This is a genomic window from Salmonella sp. WC3 (genome assembly GCF_042932255.1).
In the GTDB taxonomy this organism is placed as follows: Bacteria; Pseudomonadota; Gammaproteobacteria; order Enterobacterales; family Enterobacteriaceae; genus Salmonella; species Salmonella enterica.
The window spans coordinates 815,066-831,334 of record NZ_CP170629.1; the positions used below are offsets into that span (position 1 = coordinate 815,066).

Consider the following 16,269-nt stretch of genomic DNA (forward strand, 5'->3'; position numbering starts at 1 on the left):
GAGTGTATTGTCTATTTGTCTGGGTATGAGTTTTGTGCATTTTCTGACTGAAAGGAAGAAAATCAAGGGAAACTTTAAGAAGCGGAGCTTCTAAGAGTTAGCCCTTGCTTATTTTAGGTGGCTTGAAAATTAATGCTTTCATGATAATAACGCTTACAGCGTTATATTAAATTTTATATTCTGCATTATTTTTCATCGGATGAAAAAGTAATGTCTATATAGCTAAACTCACTATATAAAGACTTTATTTTCTCTAATCTAAAAAGAGATATATCAGCAATGGTTTTGAATCCCAATTTATAAGCAAGGTGTTTTTCAGGAATAAGGGTATTATTTTCCATTAAAATTGTTTTCCTTTTACCACCGTCACTTTTATTTAACAATGCTGCTGCATGAGCAGTTGTAGCTGACCCTGCGAAGAAATCAAGTATAAGGGCATCTGAATCGGCCAGTGAATCTAAAATTTCTGAAATATAAGATAGTGGTTTTGGAGTATCGAAAACTTTATCTCCAAATATCTCTTTTATCTCATTTGTAGCTCTTTCCGTATAAAAAGATGTTTCATTCCACAATGTTCTTACTTTCTTTCTTTTTTTAACATTTGAGTAATTTTTTACATATATAACACCTTTATTGCTTGCATAAAGTTGCCAAGAACGTTCTTTTGCGGTGTCTCTTCCCCATAACCAACGTCTTTCAATTCCCTTAGAATCAATGGGATAAATTTCAACTAACTCTGATTTCGCCTCAGTTGATACATGTCCCGTTTTAGGATTGACATAAAGGGGATAGAACATATTTGGGCGATCTGATCGTAGGCTGGCTTCCCCCTTTTTTCTGAACAGTCCATCAATTTTATAATGTCCATATTCATCAGTTTTATTGTAAAGGGTATCATCATCTGGAAGACCGACAAGACATGCTTTGGATGATTTTCCATATATTAATAAATATTCATGGCTCGTAGCAATGTTTCGGTTGCTACCCTTACCATTTTTAGAGCGACAAACTACAATACACCCTATAAAATTATCTTCTCCAAATATTTGATCCATTAATATTTTTAAATAAGCATATTCATAGTCATCAATGCTAATAGCAATAATACCAGTTTTTTTTAAAAGTTCATGCGCACAAGCTAGGCGTGGAAGCATAAATGACATCCACTCACCATGCTTTCCAAAAATAGATGATGTTATTGCCTTTCTGTTGTCGTGATAAATAAATTTGTTGCCAGTATTATAAGGAGGGTCGATATAGCAAAGGTCGATTATATTTGGAGTGGTTTCGGCAAATGATCTAAGATATGATAAATTATCACCTATATATAAAGATGAGTCGAATGAAGAGTTCTGTTCCAGTGGATGAGGTAAAATTTCATCAATGTGAATATTTAATGTTGGGGTTAACCCAAGGGCCATCTCTAACTCATTGATCTTCAATTGCATTTTCGACTTCATGTTCACTCCTGTAAGTGAAGTGTATTATAGTATTTTGAAACCTAGATTGAAAGAAGGATCTATTGTGAAACTCCCTGAGGAATCAATCAGTACACAAGAGAAATTACTTGATTTTGATCAATGGCTTACGGCAAAGTTGGATCGAATCAAGGATAGTGAAAAATTTACCTCAGAAATTGAGGCTCTCTGCCAATGCATTAGACATATAGCTCCGTTTCTGAATGATTTTGATACATATGAAGATGCTAATATTGAAAATCTATGTGTAGCAGTTATGAGATCAGCAGAATCCTTCTTGAGTGGGGATTCATTTTTAGATGACGAAGATTATATATGCAAGTTTTTCGATGCTTTTTTTAATTTATTGTTCCTTTCTACTGGTGCTACAGATAATAACCTTAAAAATCATTTTCTCATTAAATTAAAAATTGACGGAATAACCCCTTTGTTTCCTAAGCGAGCAGCAGGGAAAAGAAATGTTAAATTTAAATTATCAACTATTCCAACAACAACGAAATCTGATTTTATAGCCCACTTATTAGCATCATGTTATGTAGCTTGTTCACAACCATACTTTGATACGGTAAAGACCGAACCGGTCTTTGATATTGAAATTTATTTAAGGGTCTTTCTGAAGGCTTATATCGAGTTAATTCTTGAGGATAAAGAGGATCTATATCAACTTTGGTCTGTGTGTCGTTCCTACTTGGAGTTAAACAAAATCTCTAAAGATGCTGATTTTGGACGATACCTTTTAAATTCATGTACGATCTTTAAAGTAAGAGGCAGTGTATCAGCTTCTGGTGGACATGCCCCAGAAAAGATTTTGAGAAATAAGCTCTATGATATTGGTTTAAGGCCTGATATTGATTTCAATATAGCTGATGTTAACATTGGCGAACAAGAAGTAGTAGAAGAAGGAAAAAGAAGAAAGAAAACTCGCGCATATGATTTTATCATACCATTTAGAATACCTTCTTGGGAACCAAAAGCGAAGCTATTTATACAATCTCAATTTTATGCTGGGGATTCTGGTAGTGTATCGCATAAAGTCGTAGATCAGACTCAAAGTTCGCGAGTATTTACACTATCTAAATATCCTAATGCTCGTTTTGTTGAATACTTAGATGGTGCCGGATACTATGCTTCATTGAGAGGTGACTTGGAACATATGTTATCTTTCAATGATACGGCATCTTTTTTTCAAGTTAAAAGCATTCTTTTGCGTTTACGACGTGAATTTCAAGTTATTAAATACCTGACCCCTATCGAGATTGAACATAGTATTCTAACTTGTACGGACAGAAAAATTGATACTTTCAAAGCTAATTTAATCTCTGATGGGTATCCTGATGATGAGGTGAATAGAGCAGTTAGTGTCTCATTAGATTTGGGGTTTATTGAAATCAATGAAGGTGTTGTAAGCATTTCAAGTAAAAGATTAGATATTTCTCGTAGGTTATTATTGCTTGATATTATAGCTATAAATTCTAGAAAAATAACTGATGACGAAAGAAGAAGCTTAAAATATCTGCTTGTGCCCGGATATGGAGAAAATATGGGGATGTTGGAATCTGACTTATCTAAAACTGTATCTGATATAATGAAATATCAGCAGATTACACTTACACAGTTTACAACAGACCTAGAATGGCTCTTGGACGAAAAAGTGGTTAAAAGAAACTAATCTCTGTTATTTTAATAAAAGACTAAATTAGTGAACAAGCTATTTTAAAGTAATCCTTCTCTTAAAATAGCTTGATTTAAGATATAATTAATTTTTTCTTAAATGAGGTGCTTAAAACGTTCCAGACAAAATTAATATTCCTTGATTCCTTAGTTTTTATCACCGCTCTGTTGTTTTATTTTTATTGTTAACTCAAGAACCTCTTTAAGATATTGAAAATGATTTGCTACATTTTTAAGTGCTAATGCTCCAAGTGATAGCCCTAAAAGAAAAGCCAGTCCAAATACGATTAATGTATTTGCTGTGCCTGAATTGAAGAGCCCTTTTGATATGGTATCACCCAATTTGTCTAACCCACCAAAACCTTGAACTGCAGAATATGCTAATCCAATTATTGATAAGACAGCAGTTTTTTCTCCAAAGAAATCATTTATCCTTGATTTTACTCTTTGTATCTTTATATTTAACAAATCTATTGAATAGTTTAATTCAGCCAACGAATAAGGCATCAGTTTTTCTATGTTTTGTTCATCATTGTCAATTTCACAAATTAGGTCATTGAAAATTTCCTTTTTGAAGTTGAGCATGAACTTCACGCCAGGTATTATAGGGGTAAATAAGTATATTATACCGGCAATTGAATTGAGGGCATACAGAACGAATGCAGGTAAAATAAATGGTTGTTTGGGAAGGTTAAAGACCTTGTAGATAACGGCCATTATGACCATTAAAATAAGAGAAAAGAGAGATGTAAGAAATGAATATACTTGAACCTTTCTAAGTAAGTTACTTTTTCTATTTATCTGATTATAGGGAGCATAAGAGTTCATGTTGCTTATAGTTTTGATGATTTGATTTACTCTATACATTGTTTATAATTCCATTAATAAACTATTGCTTAGGACAGTTGATTCCAGTATGTATAGATTTTACACTATCAAGTCGGAATAACTAATACAGTTTGTTCGATTATTACCAATCGGGACTGATGGTATCAATGATGGTATCATCGATAATGCGGGTTGCTTTAATTACTAAAGATCATAAGGATAGTTGCGATGTTCGAGTCCGGCCTTCGCACCAAAAGCATATAAATGGACCTCAACTGAGGTCTTTTTTATGCCTAAAATCCAGAAGTTACCTACCTTTCTCGGTTGAGCGCTGTGTTTTTTCCGTTGTTATCAGAATGCTAACTGTCAGTACAGAGATGATAGACAAAAAGTATGTCTGCAATAATGTCTTGAATGTACATATAGTTGCGAGCATCATCGCAACTATGTGCTCATGGATTCTTCAACGTAATGACCTCTGACAAAACCCTAAAGCAAGCGATATCAAATATTACTATTTGGCGCAAAGGCGAACAGCGAGCGCCGCATAAGCCGTTATTGCTGTTATATGTCCTCTCGCACTATCGGCAGGGTCACGATCGCCTGTTTGATTATGGTTCTGAAATTCATGAGCAATTGCTGGATTTGTTGGAGCGCTATGGGCCACAGCGCCGTGAACAGCGCCCGGATATGCCGTTCTGGCGTTTGAAGGGCGATGGTTTCTGGGAATTGCAAAACGTGGAATTCTGCTCAACCAGCGGTAGCCGCCAGCCACCTAAACGTGAATTCATTGAATATAATGTTGCTGGTGGGTTTGATACCGTCAATTTCGCGTTGGTAACAAAAAAACGTAAGCTAATCGACACGTTGGCGCAGCAGATCCTTGAGGCGCATTTTCCGACCAGTATTCAGGAAGACATCGCTGACGAGATGGGTTTTGATATTCGCACCTCTCTCCGTCAACGCGATCCGAAGTTCCGCCAGGCGGTGCTACGAGCTTACAATTATCAATGTGCGGTCTGCGGCTTCAATATGCGCCACGACAACGCCCCTATAGCCCTTGAAGCAGCCCATATCAGATGGAAGCAGCATCATGGTCCTTGTGAAGTACCTAATGGCCTGGCGTTGTGCGCAATTCATCATAAAGCGTTCGATCGTGGTTCGATTGGCCTGGATGAAAATATGCGCGTGGTGGTTTCCGACGCGGTGAATGGTAGCGGGGTGGTACAGGGGCTGTTCTGGGATTTTGCGGGGAAAGAGATCGCGTTGCCGCAGATGAAAGAAAATTATCCGGGTGAACGGTTTGTGGAATGGCACAAGAGGGAGGTGTTCAGAGGAGGGCATTGATCTGGGGGAGTATTTTGAGTGGGGTATACGTTATCTGTAAAAAATAGCTCCACATCAAAGGCATCAAAGTAATCGGCCACGGTTCTCGCACTATGGTCTGTAGCGCGCTGGTGGAGTCACACCTGTGGTCAATCGACGCGTAGAGCGCCAGATGAGCCATCATGAGCGCAAGCGGAATTTATGAGGCGCGGCACCTTAAAGAGCACAGGGAGATTGTAAGTAGCCCGATATTGCTGGCTTTTGCTTAGCTTGCTGACGGGATTCGTCGTATGAAGCATGAAAATTACCTCATGTTTTATATGAGGATTCAACACCATATCAAAACCGGTAACTCTCAATCTTTCAAGGCTATGTGTCAGATCAGGTCGTGATAAGACACATAAATTTAAAGAACTATATATCTGGCCAGATAGACTTTTTTATAACAGCTTTATAAATTAAACAAATCTGCCATAGAGACAGATTTGTTTAATTTATAATTAGAGGTTTGCAACGTTATGATATACTTTTTGCACATCATCATCATCTTCAAGGGCATCAACAAGTCCTTCAAAGATTTCTAAATCTTCTGGTGAAAGTTCAACTTCTGATTGAGCAATCATTTCTAATTCTGTTGTTGAAAATTCAGTAATTCCAGCTGCTTTTAGAGCTGCGATTCCTTCATGCAGGTCTGTAGCTTCAGTATAAATAACGATGTTTCCTTCTTCTTCGGTTACATCACGAACATCAACTTCAGCATCAAGCAAAATTTCAAAAATATGGTCAGGGTCTGTTCCTTTAAATACAATTACTCCAGTATTGTCAAACATATAGCTGACAGCACCTGCCGCTCCGATATTCCCGCCTTTTTTATTAAAAATTGTGCGGATATTAGCAATCGTACGGTTAACATTAGACGTCAACGTTTCAGCGATAACCATTGAACCATTTGGTCCAAAGCCTTCATAACGCCCTTGCACGAACGTTTCATCTCCGCCACCTTTGGCTTTATCAATGGCTTTATCAATAACATGTTTTGGAACCTGTGCCTGTTTCGCACGTTCAATAACGAATTTTAAAGCTGAGTTTGATTCCGGGTCTGGTTCACCTTGTTTAGCCGCAGCATAGATTTCTACACCAAATTTTGCATATACTTTAGACGTTGCACCGTCTTTAGCCGTTTTTTTAGCAACAATATTTGCCCATTTACGTCCCACTGGAAACATCTCCTCAAAAAATTATTTACATTAATGGCAGGTTAATAACCTGCATATTTTTCTATCGTATTATATCATAATATATAAATTCTCGTCTATGAGAAATAAAAACATCCAGCTTTTACGAGGGATTACTTTGATTTTAACAATAGCTAATATGGTGGATAAGTCCTTTTCTGATTTTCTTCCGGTTCTTTTTTTATTTTTAATAATTGAATCGCAGCAATAACGTCTTATTGATGGTGATTTCGCTCATCAGGTGAGGTGGAATGCTTGCACGTCTTGCGACATATTGTGGCAGAAACTTAATGGCGAAATTAAGAGCCTATCCCATTAGGGCTATTTTACTTGCCATTTTGGACCTGGGCAGTGCTCAAAATCCTCACGTACTACGTGTACGCTCCGGTTTTTGCGCGCTGTCCGTGTCCAAACTGGCTGCGCCAATAACGCCTATTGGGATAGTCTCTAAGACGATATATTCCCGCCTTGAGCCGTGTTAATTTGTTGCATACTTTTAAACGGAGGTATACCTCTTGTAGGCTATACCTCCTGCTTCACGTTATCGCGCGATTAACGCAAATACGCCCCAGCCAAAGTATTCTCGCGTCCAGGTGACGTGACGTTTGGGGGCTACCGTCAGTTCTGTTCGAACCTCTTGCGCAAACTCATCGTCAGGGTTTTCCTCCAGCCAGCGGCGCATGGTCATCCACTTCGCGGCTTCATATCTGTCCCAGCCTTGCGGGTCCGCCAGCACCATTTCCACTACGTCATAGCCGAGTTGGTCGAAAAAGGCGACCAGCTCGGGCAGGGGACGAAAATCGGCGACGGATGAGACGCCACAGGCGTGGGCGATCTCTTCCGTTGCGGGGATCCGACGCCAGTACGGTTCACCGATGAGAATGATCCCGCCAGGTTTGAGGCTTTTGGCCAGCAGATCTATTGTCCCCGCGACACCGCCCGCAATCCAGGTAGCGCCTACGCAGGCCGCCACGTCATATTTTTCCTCGTCGATATAACCGGCCGCGTCGTTATGAATAAAATGTACGTATTCACTGACGCCGAGCTCTTCTGCACGTTGTTTTGCCTGTGTGGTGAAGAGCGGGCTTATATCAATGCCAGTACCTGTAACACCGTAATCGCGAGCCCAGGTGCAGAGCATCTCACCCGAACCGCTACCGAGATCGAGAATCCGCGTGCCTGGTTTCATGCGTAACGCATGGCCCAGCGTGGCGTACTTTTCCGCTGTAAACGGATTATGGATACGGTGTTCGCTTTCGCTAATGGTAAAAATACGTGGGATATCCATTGGGTTATTCCTTTTACTGAGGGCGATTCCCTCAGCGGGAGGGGCTTTTTCAGCCAGCAGCGCAAACAGCTTGCCTGCAAAAGTCTCGCCGACCGGCCAGGTGTGACTGTCCGGGCGCTGCAACACAGTGAAGCCAGCATCACCAAGCAGGCTGATATATTCATCATCGCGCCAGGCCTTCATTTGACTGCCGAAACGGGTGGTACAGCCGTTTTCCGCTATCGCCCAGAACTGCGTTGAGCTGGTTTGGGCCTCTTCATCCCAGGCATTTTCCGTTAACAGAAGATGAGGCTCGGCAAGAAACAGGCCGTGCGGACAACGCTGCCAGCCTGGCTGCGCCATGCCCTGGCGTTTAACTTCATCGAAGGTATGCACTTCAACAAGCAGTTTGCCATCCGGTTTCAACCACTGAGCGCAATGACTGATGAGGCTTTGCGCATCAGCAGCGCTAAAGACATTCAGTTCCCCAAACGTCATCATAATGAAATCAAAAGGTTCCGTGGGGTGGTATGTACGAATATCCTGCTGAATGTAGTCAATATTCAGGTTTGCGGCTTGCGCCTGCTGGCGAGCCCATGTGATGGATGCCGGAGAGAAATCTACGCCTGTGCAGTGAAACCCACGCTCCGCTAACAGGCGGGTATAAAAACCGGGGCCACAGCCGAGATCCAGAATGCGGGCGCCAGCGGGTAACTGACGGGTAATCCATGTTACCTGTTGCTCAATCACGGTTAGCCGGCGGCTGGCCCAGTCGTGGTCCTGCGACAGATGATTTTCCAGCATGCGTTGGCTGAAGGCTGGCTCGTCCCAGGGGATTTTGCCTTCATCGGGTAATAGCCGAATGTGATGCGTTGCAAAAATAACGGTGCTGATATCCATCATCATCTCCTTAGCGATTGTCAGGCTGGGCGCGAACGTTGTTCAGCCCGGTTGTATTAATGCGGTAGGGCTGACCGTTAACGGATTTGATCAGCTTTTTGGTTTTGAGTTTTTTGAATACAGCGAGCGTGCAATCGGCGAGCAACAGCCCTTCGCGGCTATAGCACTCAACGGCGGTGACGCGGCCTGACGCATCGCGGATGTGCGTAATGCGTCCGCCTTTGGCGAGAACGTGTAAGGTACGTTGTTCCTGACGGGATAAATTCATACTGAAGAACCTGTTTAATCATCATAGGCAAAACGTGCAAACACACTGCGGTGTCCGCATTCGATTTCGGCACATTGATAATCAGTCCGGCCTGAAAAGGTCGGGGAACTGATTATCAGATGATGACATTCTCCAGCATCAAAGCCTCGGGTTGAGTTGAAAGGTATTTACGTCGTGAATGATAACACCTGATTTCTGTAAGTGAATAACCGGGAGCGAAAAGTGTGATCTCAAAGGGAGGATCATGCGTTTAGTAAGTCAGTTGAATAGATCCCGCCGCTACCATAATGAATATTGATTAAACTCATATACCCGATAATGGCCGCTTTGATAATCTCGGCGTATCTTTTGGCCATTGACTGGGTTGTAGCGTTGGTAATCTTTTTTTAACCCACTGAAAAATATCACTTAAATATTTTTCATACATAAACATTTATGGTCCGCTGAGTTCGGATCCGGTTTTGTATGGGTTAAAAAAGGTACGTTATAAAAGTCATATGGACTGTCACTCCTGTGGGGTATCAGCGCATAGCGAAACGTTGCCCTTCATGCAGCGTAAAACGGGACTTCACGCCTTCTGGGGCATTTCGGGTTAATTCGCAAAAGAAGGTACTCGATGTCTGGAGTATCTATAAATGCACACACTGCGATTACACCTGGAATATCTCCCTGTTCTCGCGCCTGCCAGTCAGCAAAATTAACCGCGATCTTTATGGCCGACTGATGGCGAATGATGCCGCCACGGTGCAATATTTTGCTTATGACAACGCGATCCTGAAGCGAAACAATGCTGAATTATCGGGGCAGCCTGATTTTCACATTCAGGAACGGTGGCTGGTCAGTATCGCCTCCCACAAGCAGGTCAGTGTTAGCGTCAGGATTTCCCGTTCTTTTCAGGTCAGCCTGCTGTCGATTTTGAAGAAGCAACTCCTGCTAAGCGCAGCCGAAATCAAGAGACGGATTGAAACAGGGCAAATAAGTGGCGTCACGATGAAAATGCTTAAATCGCGAAAAATGAAGAATGCGAAATATGATTTGCAGCTCTCAGTTGAAACACTGTATGACTGGCGAAGGATTGTTCTGACCCGTCGATAAAAATAATAAGCTCACCTTACGTTTAAGTGTGCTGGTATGGCAACGACGTAACGGAATGAAAGAAGGACTAAGGGACAGGTGAGCTTTAGTTGAATAACCCTTGTCTGTGGCATTCAGTGAAGGCTGAATGCCATGGATAATCCAGATTTTCGCACCAGTGATGATGTTGTATGGATTCTTTGCGCAAGCCAGCAGAATGACAAAGGGCGATGGGTTACAATTATCTGTAGAGTAAACAAAAGGAATATAATGTGGCGCTATACAATATCTCTGAGAAAATACTGACTACCCTTGAAAAAACATCTTTCACCATCGAAAGGCTGCAGGAACGCTATGATCTTCAGGAGGCTATCAAGAAGAATATTGATATTGTCGCGCCGGGCTGCCTTGTCATATCCGAAGAATTCTCTGATTGGGAGGATAGTCGGCGGAGGATTGATTTATTAGCGATTGACAAGCAGGCCAATTTGGTTGTCATTGAACTGAAACGTGATGAAATCGGCGCGCATATGGAACTGCAGGCGCTAAGGTATGCGGCAATGATTTCAACGATGAGTTTTGCGAAAGCATGCGAATATTATCAGGCATATCTTTGGAAGCATGGGATCGATGAGAATGCAAAAGAGAAGTTACTGGATTTTGTGGAGTTAGAAGAAAACGAACTCGCTGATTTTGGTAAAGATATTCGCATCGTTCTGGCATCAGCGGATTTCAGTAAAGAATTAACGACAACCGCAATATGGCTAAGAGATAAAGGTGTCGATATTCGCTGTGTTCGCTTAACGCCTTACAACTTTAAGGGTGAAGTGCTGATTAATGCTGAACAAATAATACCAGTCCCTGAACTGGAAGAATATCAGGTCAGATTCAGAGAGAAACGCACGGAACAAATTATTAGCAGTCAAAAGTCGGAGAGGGATTATTCCTTATATAAATATAAAGGAAAAACCTTCAATAAACGGAAGCTTGCACTTGAACTTTTCACTGACTGGATTAATAAACATAATCCTGCGAATATAGATGATCTCAAGAATAAATTGAGTGAAGACTTACAGAAAAGAACAGTAGCACTGGTTGAGCAGATTCCTGAAAAAAGGAAAAACAGATATCATATGCAGGAAGATGCGTTGATTGAGTTGCCGTCCGGTGAGCGTATTGCTATATCGAATCAATGGGGGTTGGGGACTATAGAACTGCTTATTGATTTTGTTCGTCAGGATAATTTTGTAGTTGAAAAAGTGGGTTGACAGGAAGTAATAATAAAACAGATCCCATTCATTAATGGGATCTCACGTTTCATCCGATACGAAGACCCTGATCTCTTTGTCAGTAGCGTCATAATTACGCAAGCCTCTTTACTTTGCTTATCATTTATATTTAATGTAAATATTCACGCAACACCATTAAAAAATAAGAAAAAATGGCTCACTGTTGAGCTGATATTAATACCTGAACCACTGAATTAGAGTAATGTGGCGCTATTCATAGAGTAATTTTTTCTGTTGCGGTTACAGGGGGAGGAATGCACACCTTTAGACCATACTCACTAAGGCATAGCGATCTGTTATATGAAGATATTCCGTTAGAAATACGCGAGCAAATAATCTTATTGATTATTAATACGTTAGGGAATTGCTCCTCTTTTTATGATATGACATTATACTGCTATCATAATAGTCATTCTGACGAAGTTTATCGAAGAATATGTAAAACGTTGCGCAAAGAGTATGGCTTATTCACCTTATATGCGCATTCAACGTCATATCTGGATGAAATGAGTAATCTGTTATTAAAAACAGATGATAAAAGAAAGCATATTGATACCATTGAGCTTGCTTTTAACTATATAGATACCTACCTTCGGACCTATGAAGTTACGCTTGGGTTAGAACCGGATAAGGCGATTAGTGAATTAAATAATATATTTCATGAGCATGGTTTAAAATATCGATATGAAAATGGTAGAATTGTAAGGTTGCGCAGAATAAAACGGCTTAAAAACATATGTTATTATTTGTACTCTCTTGGAGAGTATGGCTTTGTCGAATATGATCTTATGGAAGCGTATAATCGCCTGATGCTTAATGATTTTGCCTGTGTCGTAAAGGAATGTCATGCAGTCTTCAGAAGCGTTCTTCTCAGAATTCATGAGAGAAAAGGTATCGTATATCATGAACAAGATAGTTTAAATACCTTAATGACTAATCTGATGGCGAGAGGCGTTATATCTGCTGAATATGCACATAAATTTCATTTTTTAAGTAACGTGCTGGAGTCAGAAATATTTCTGCCGATGGCGCCAGAAAAATCGCATCATCACTACGCAATGATGCTCCGTATCTCTGAAGAGTTGGCCTGTAGTATTTATTATCTTACTGAGCGGAGTATATTTTTTCTTACCCAGCGGGCTGAAGAAGATAGTGTCTCGCCATAATAATGATCGCGCTGTCGCTCAGTCAGACTGGATCATCGTTATTTAAATTTGTTCAGACGTCGGAATTTTTTGTTCTGCCGTCTGTTTTTTTAGTGATGAGCTGTTCAGTGCAACAATAAGGGGTACAGTACGATGACTGATTTTTAAACTGCATATCATCTGTGTCGCATTTACTCATGGGTATTGGGTCAGGGAGAGAGAAGAATGAGTACTATTTTAAAGCCTTTTTTATTGGCGGTAACCCTGATGTTAATCTTAATAAGGCCTGGCTTTGCAACGGAGGATGGAGCGATAACCATGGTTAAAACCTACAGCGCTTATGACTATTTGCAGACCCGAGCGCGGTTGATGCACGCTGTCGCCGATCACGGTCTGGTGTTATTTGGGGAATTTGACCATGCCAGAGCGGCACAGAATGTTAACCTGAAAATGCCGCCGACAACGGTTCTGGTCTTTGGCAATCCTAAAGGCGGAACGCCTCTCATGCTGGCGCATCCCGAACTGGCGCTGGATTTACCGTTTCGGGTGCTCATTAGCCAGCAAGCCGATGGGCGAACGTTAGTCAGTTATCATCCCGCTGAAACGCTGCAACGTTATGGTCTTGATGCCGCAGACATACAGGCTTTGAAAAAACTGGAACAGCTCGTTGAAAAAAGTCTCCACTAAAGCTGAAAATCGGGCGATGTGTTTGCACAAGTGATGTCGCGAATAAATGCGGTCACATCGTCCATTACCTGATGCGATAAGGCGGCATCGAAGGTGGCGCTATCAGCATCACAGAACCCGTGCCGCGCATCGTACATTTTACACTGCACCCGGGGGCGTTTTTCTAGCGCCTGTCGCATGGCGAGGGGATCAAACGCTGGCTCATAACGCGCGACAATAACCAGTGCCGGACAGAGAGGCGCAAGATGAAGGTACTGGCGTATACGGGAACCGTAATAGCAAATGACGCCATCGCATAACCCACTGGCTGCACTTAGCCATGCGAGCGTTGCGCCGACGCTATACCCTACGACGATTAGCGTCTCGTACTGCGTTCTGAGATCGTGGAGTAATGTGGTAACGACGGCGGGATCAAAGCCGACATTTGCTGAAAAGTGACGGTAAGCCTCCTCCTGCTGTTCATAGCGAAAGGGGGTATGGTGAGGAAACAGCGCGGGAATATAGATGTCGAATCCACGCGTCATCCATTCATGGCCTGCGCGTTGGATATGAGCGTTAATACCATAAATTTCATGCAGAATAATCGCTGCCCGGCGATGGCGGCTCGACAAACTGGAGGCGTTGCTTCCCCCGGATACGCCTGGGGCGAAAAACACGGTGTCTTTTATCATAACGCGTTTTTGATACAAAGAGAGCGGCTGGATTTTCGCCGATCACGCTATGTCAGAGGCATTGTTCCTGTCAATGTACAGACACATTTTATGGCCTGATTTTTGGTTGATAAATTTTATATTGGTAAACCAATATGCTGTTCATATTCAGGCATCAGGGCTAAAGGTGGAACATCAGTCGTGTATTGTCTATTGCCTTTCCTTTCATCTGGCCTCACTAGCGAAACGGGGCGCATTATTATTTTGTTGGTTGACCAGTTTCGCGTTTTTGGTGTGCTACGCGTGCTATCCCTATTTACAAATGCTATAGTCTGATACCGGAAAATCGCATCGGACGGGCACGACCAATATGAAATCAAACACTTCTCAGCAAAGACCTTACCAGGAAGTGGGCGCAATGATACGGGATCTGATTGTTCAGACGCCGTACCGCCCCGGGGAGCGCTTGCCGCCGGAAAGAGAGATCGCTGAGAGGCTCAATGTGACGCGTACCGTCGTGCGTGAAGCGCTGATCATGCTGGAAATTAAAGGTCTGGTTGAAGTCCGCCGCGGCGCCGGGATCTACGTGCTCGACAGCGCGGATAATAACGAGATGGAAGGCGCTGACGTCAATCACTGTAATGACGCCGGGCCTTTTGAACTGTTGCAGGCGCGTCAGTTGCTGGAAAGCAATATCGCTGAATTTGCCGCTCTGCAGGCCACCCGCGAAGACATCATTAAAATGCGCCAGGCGTTACAACTGGAAGAGCGAGAGCTCGCCTCCAGCGCGCCGGGCGGCTCAGAAAGCGGCGATATGCAGTTTCATCTGGCCATTGCCGAAGCGACCCATAACAGTATGTTGGTAGAGCTCTTCCGTCAGTCCTGGCAATGGCGTGAAAATAATCCGATGTGGCTCCAGCTTCATAGCCATCTGGGCGATACGCTTTACCGTAAGGAGTGGCTGGTCGATCATAAGCAGATCCTCGCGGCGTTAATTAAGAAAGACGCCCGCGCAGCGAAGCTGGCGATGTGGCAGCACCTGGAAAACGTGAAGCAGCGTCTGCTGGAGTTTTCCAATGTTGATGACATCTACTTTGATGGCTATCTGTTTGAGTCATGGCCGCTGGACAACGTTGATGCCTGATTATACCTGGAATAGCGTGGGCAGACCCAGTCCACGTTTTACTTCCTGTAGCGTCTTTTGAGTGACCTCATGGGCCCGCTCGCTACCTTTTTTCAGTAATTCCATTAGCATTCCCTTATCTGCAATAAAGGTTGCCCGTCGTTCGCGTATGGGCGCGATCAGTTCTTGCAGGCAGGTCTCCAGCTCATTTTTACAGACACGGTCGCCTAATCCGCCTTGTTGATAATGTGCTTTCATCGCCGCGACTTTGGTTTTATCCGGATGGAACGCATCCAGCCACGTAAAGACGACGTTACCTTCTATTTTTCCCGGATCGCTAATTTTTAAATGATTGGGATCGGTGTACATCGCGCTGACCGCACGGTGGATGGTCTCTTCGCTGGCGGAAAGAAGCAGGGTATTGCCGAGCGATTTCGACATCTTGGCGCTGCCGTCAATGCCGGGCAGACGACCCGTATCGCTCAGGAGTGCCTGACAGGGTCGCAATACTGGCGAGGAGAATAGACTATTCATCTTATGAACGATCTCATTCGTTTGCTCAATCATGGGCAATTGGTCGTCGCCAACCGGTACCATTTCGGCCTTAAAGGCGGTGATATCTGCCGCCTGGCTAATGGGATACGCCATGAACCCGACCGGCAGGGAACGGGTAAAGCCTTTTTGGGCAATCTCATTTTTTACCGTAGGATTACGCTCCACTCGGGCGACGGTAACAATATTCATATACAGCACCGTTAATTCGGCGAGGGCGGGTAACGCGGATTGCAGGCAGATCGTCGTTAGCGCGGGATCGATGCCGACGGCCAGATAGTCAGCTAACACCTGCGGAATATTATCGCGGATTTTTTGCGGATTACTGCCGTTATCGGTGAGTCCCTGCAGGTCGGCAATCAGGACATACTGTTGGTGATCCTGCTGTAGCGCGACGCGCTGGCGCAGTGAACCGACATAATGGCCGAGGTGCAACGAGCCGGTGGGGCGATCGCCAGTCAGAATGATGGGAAGGGTGTTCATTAAGGACTCCTTTATGCTTACTGTAAAGCCGAAAGACGTCCCGAAACGCAGTAGCCGCCTTTCGGCGGCTACTTAAAAAGGGATAGTGATCCGTGCCGCCTTCAGGAAGGCAGCCACCAGCGGAGATGACGTTGCGTAGCGTTGGATCGTTTCGTGTTCATGTGCTCTAACGTATCACGACTAAACGTAAGGGTAAAGCGGCTGGCGTGTCGTCCGGGCATAAAGTCATATCGCCTGAACAGAGAACATGTTACTGACTTTGAAACGCGATTTTATAATTTGCTGCCCAAAAA

Annotated in this window: 14 protein-coding genes; 7 read left to right on the top strand and 7 right to left on the bottom strand. The window is 43.1% G+C overall.

What is annotated here, in order from left to right:
- Nucleotides 1-185: 185 nt before the first annotated feature.
- Nucleotides 186-1,460: a site-specific DNA-methyltransferase gene (locus ACFK9X_RS03880; protein ID WP_151115603.1), complete on the bottom strand. Its 1,275-nt coding sequence runs from the start codon at nt 1,458-1,460 to the stop codon at nt 186-188.
- A 64-nt stretch (nt 1,461-1,524) separates the two neighbouring features.
- Between ACFK9X_RS03880 and ACFK9X_RS03885 the strand changes: the two genes are divergently transcribed.
- Nucleotides 1,525-3,147: a hypothetical protein gene (locus ACFK9X_RS03885; RefSeq protein ID WP_151115605.1), complete on the top strand. Its 1,623-nt coding sequence runs from the start codon at nt 1,525-1,527 to the stop codon at nt 3,145-3,147.
- Between the two features lie 149 nt (nt 3,148-3,296).
- Here ACFK9X_RS03885 and ACFK9X_RS03890 read toward each other — a convergent pair whose 3' ends face one another.
- The gene (locus tag ACFK9X_RS03890; protein WP_151115607.1) at nt 3,297-4,016 is read right to left on the bottom strand and encodes a hypothetical protein; all 720 of its coding nucleotides are present in this window, start codon (nt 4,014-4,016) and stop codon (nt 3,297-3,299) included.
- A 432-nt stretch (nt 4,017-4,448) separates the two neighbouring features.
- On the opposite strand from ACFK9X_RS03890, the gene ACFK9X_RS03895 reads away from it, so the two are divergent.
- Entirely contained in the window at nt 4,449-5,324 is an 876-nt protein-coding gene (locus ACFK9X_RS03895; RefSeq protein ID WP_151115609.1) for a phosphorothioated DNA-binding restriction endonuclease, read from the top strand.
- A 479-nt stretch (nt 5,325-5,803) separates the two neighbouring features.
- On the opposite strand, the gene ACFK9X_RS03900 is transcribed toward ACFK9X_RS03895, so the two are convergent.
- From ACFK9X_RS03900 to ACFK9X_RS03910, 3 genes are all read right to left on the bottom strand, one after another.
- Entirely contained in the window at nt 5,804-6,520 is a 717-nt protein-coding gene (locus ACFK9X_RS03900) for a YebC/PmpR family DNA-binding transcriptional regulator (RefSeq protein WP_161126853.1), read from the bottom strand.
- 559 nt (nt 6,521-7,079) lie between these two features.
- The gene (locus ACFK9X_RS03905; RefSeq protein WP_151115613.1) at nt 7,080-8,711 is read right to left on the bottom strand and encodes a class I SAM-dependent methyltransferase; all 1,632 of its coding nucleotides are present in this window, start codon (nt 8,709-8,711) and stop codon (nt 7,080-7,082) included.
- Between the two features lie 4 nt (nt 8,712-8,715).
- Complete coding sequence (locus ACFK9X_RS03910; protein ID WP_001054380.1) at nt 8,716-8,973, bottom strand: YjhX family toxin; 258 nt, start codon at nt 8,971-8,973, stop codon at nt 8,716-8,718.
- A gap of 486 nt (nt 8,974-9,459) precedes the next feature.
- Between ACFK9X_RS03910 and ACFK9X_RS03915 the strand changes: the two genes are divergently transcribed.
- The 4 genes from ACFK9X_RS03915 to ACFK9X_RS03930 all read left to right on the top strand — a co-directional run bounded on the left by ACFK9X_RS03915 (nt 9,460) and on the right by ACFK9X_RS03930 (nt 13,168).
- Nucleotides 9,460-10,068 carry a DUF1062 domain-containing protein gene (locus ACFK9X_RS03915; protein ID WP_151115615.1) on the top strand — a complete coding sequence of 203 codons (609 nt, stop codon included), beginning with the start codon at nt 9,460-9,462 and terminating at the stop codon, nt 10,066-10,068.
- A 251-nt stretch (nt 10,069-10,319) separates the two neighbouring features.
- Nucleotides 10,320-11,315, top strand: a complete 996-nt coding sequence (locus tag ACFK9X_RS03920) for a membrane protein (protein WP_001240360.1) — start codon at nt 10,320-10,322, stop codon at nt 11,313-11,315.
- Between the two features lie 275 nt (nt 11,316-11,590).
- Nucleotides 11,591-12,502, top strand: a complete 912-nt coding sequence (locus ACFK9X_RS03925) for an STM4504/CBY_0614 family protein (protein WP_151115617.1) — start codon at nt 11,591-11,593, stop codon at nt 12,500-12,502.
- 204 nt (nt 12,503-12,706) lie between these two features.
- Nucleotides 12,707-13,168 carry a DUF302 domain-containing protein gene (locus ACFK9X_RS03930; RefSeq protein WP_001654330.1) on the top strand — a complete coding sequence of 154 codons (462 nt, stop codon included), beginning with the start codon at nt 12,707-12,709 and terminating at the stop codon, nt 13,166-13,168.
- Here the strand turns inward: ACFK9X_RS03930 and ACFK9X_RS03935 are convergent.
- On the bottom strand, nt 13,165-13,839 hold the full coding sequence (locus ACFK9X_RS03935) for a dienelactone hydrolase family protein (protein WP_151115619.1): 675 nt from the start codon (nt 13,837-13,839) through the stop codon (nt 13,165-13,167). The genes ACFK9X_RS03930 and ACFK9X_RS03935 overlap by 4 nt on opposite strands.
- 349 nt (nt 13,840-14,188) lie before the next feature.
- Here ACFK9X_RS03935 and uxuR point away from each other — a divergent pair, with 349 nt between their 5' ends.
- Entirely contained in the window at nt 14,189-14,962 is a 774-nt protein-coding gene (gene uxuR, locus ACFK9X_RS03940; protein WP_000841654.1) for a Uxu operon transcriptional regulator, read from the top strand.
- Here uxuR and trpS read toward each other — a convergent pair whose 3' ends face one another.
- On the bottom strand, nt 14,963-15,976 hold the full coding sequence (gene trpS / locus ACFK9X_RS03945) for a tryptophan--tRNA ligase (protein ID WP_001094615.1): 1,014 nt from the start codon (nt 15,974-15,976) through the stop codon (nt 14,963-14,965).
- Nucleotides 15,977-16,269 lie beyond the last annotated feature (293 nt).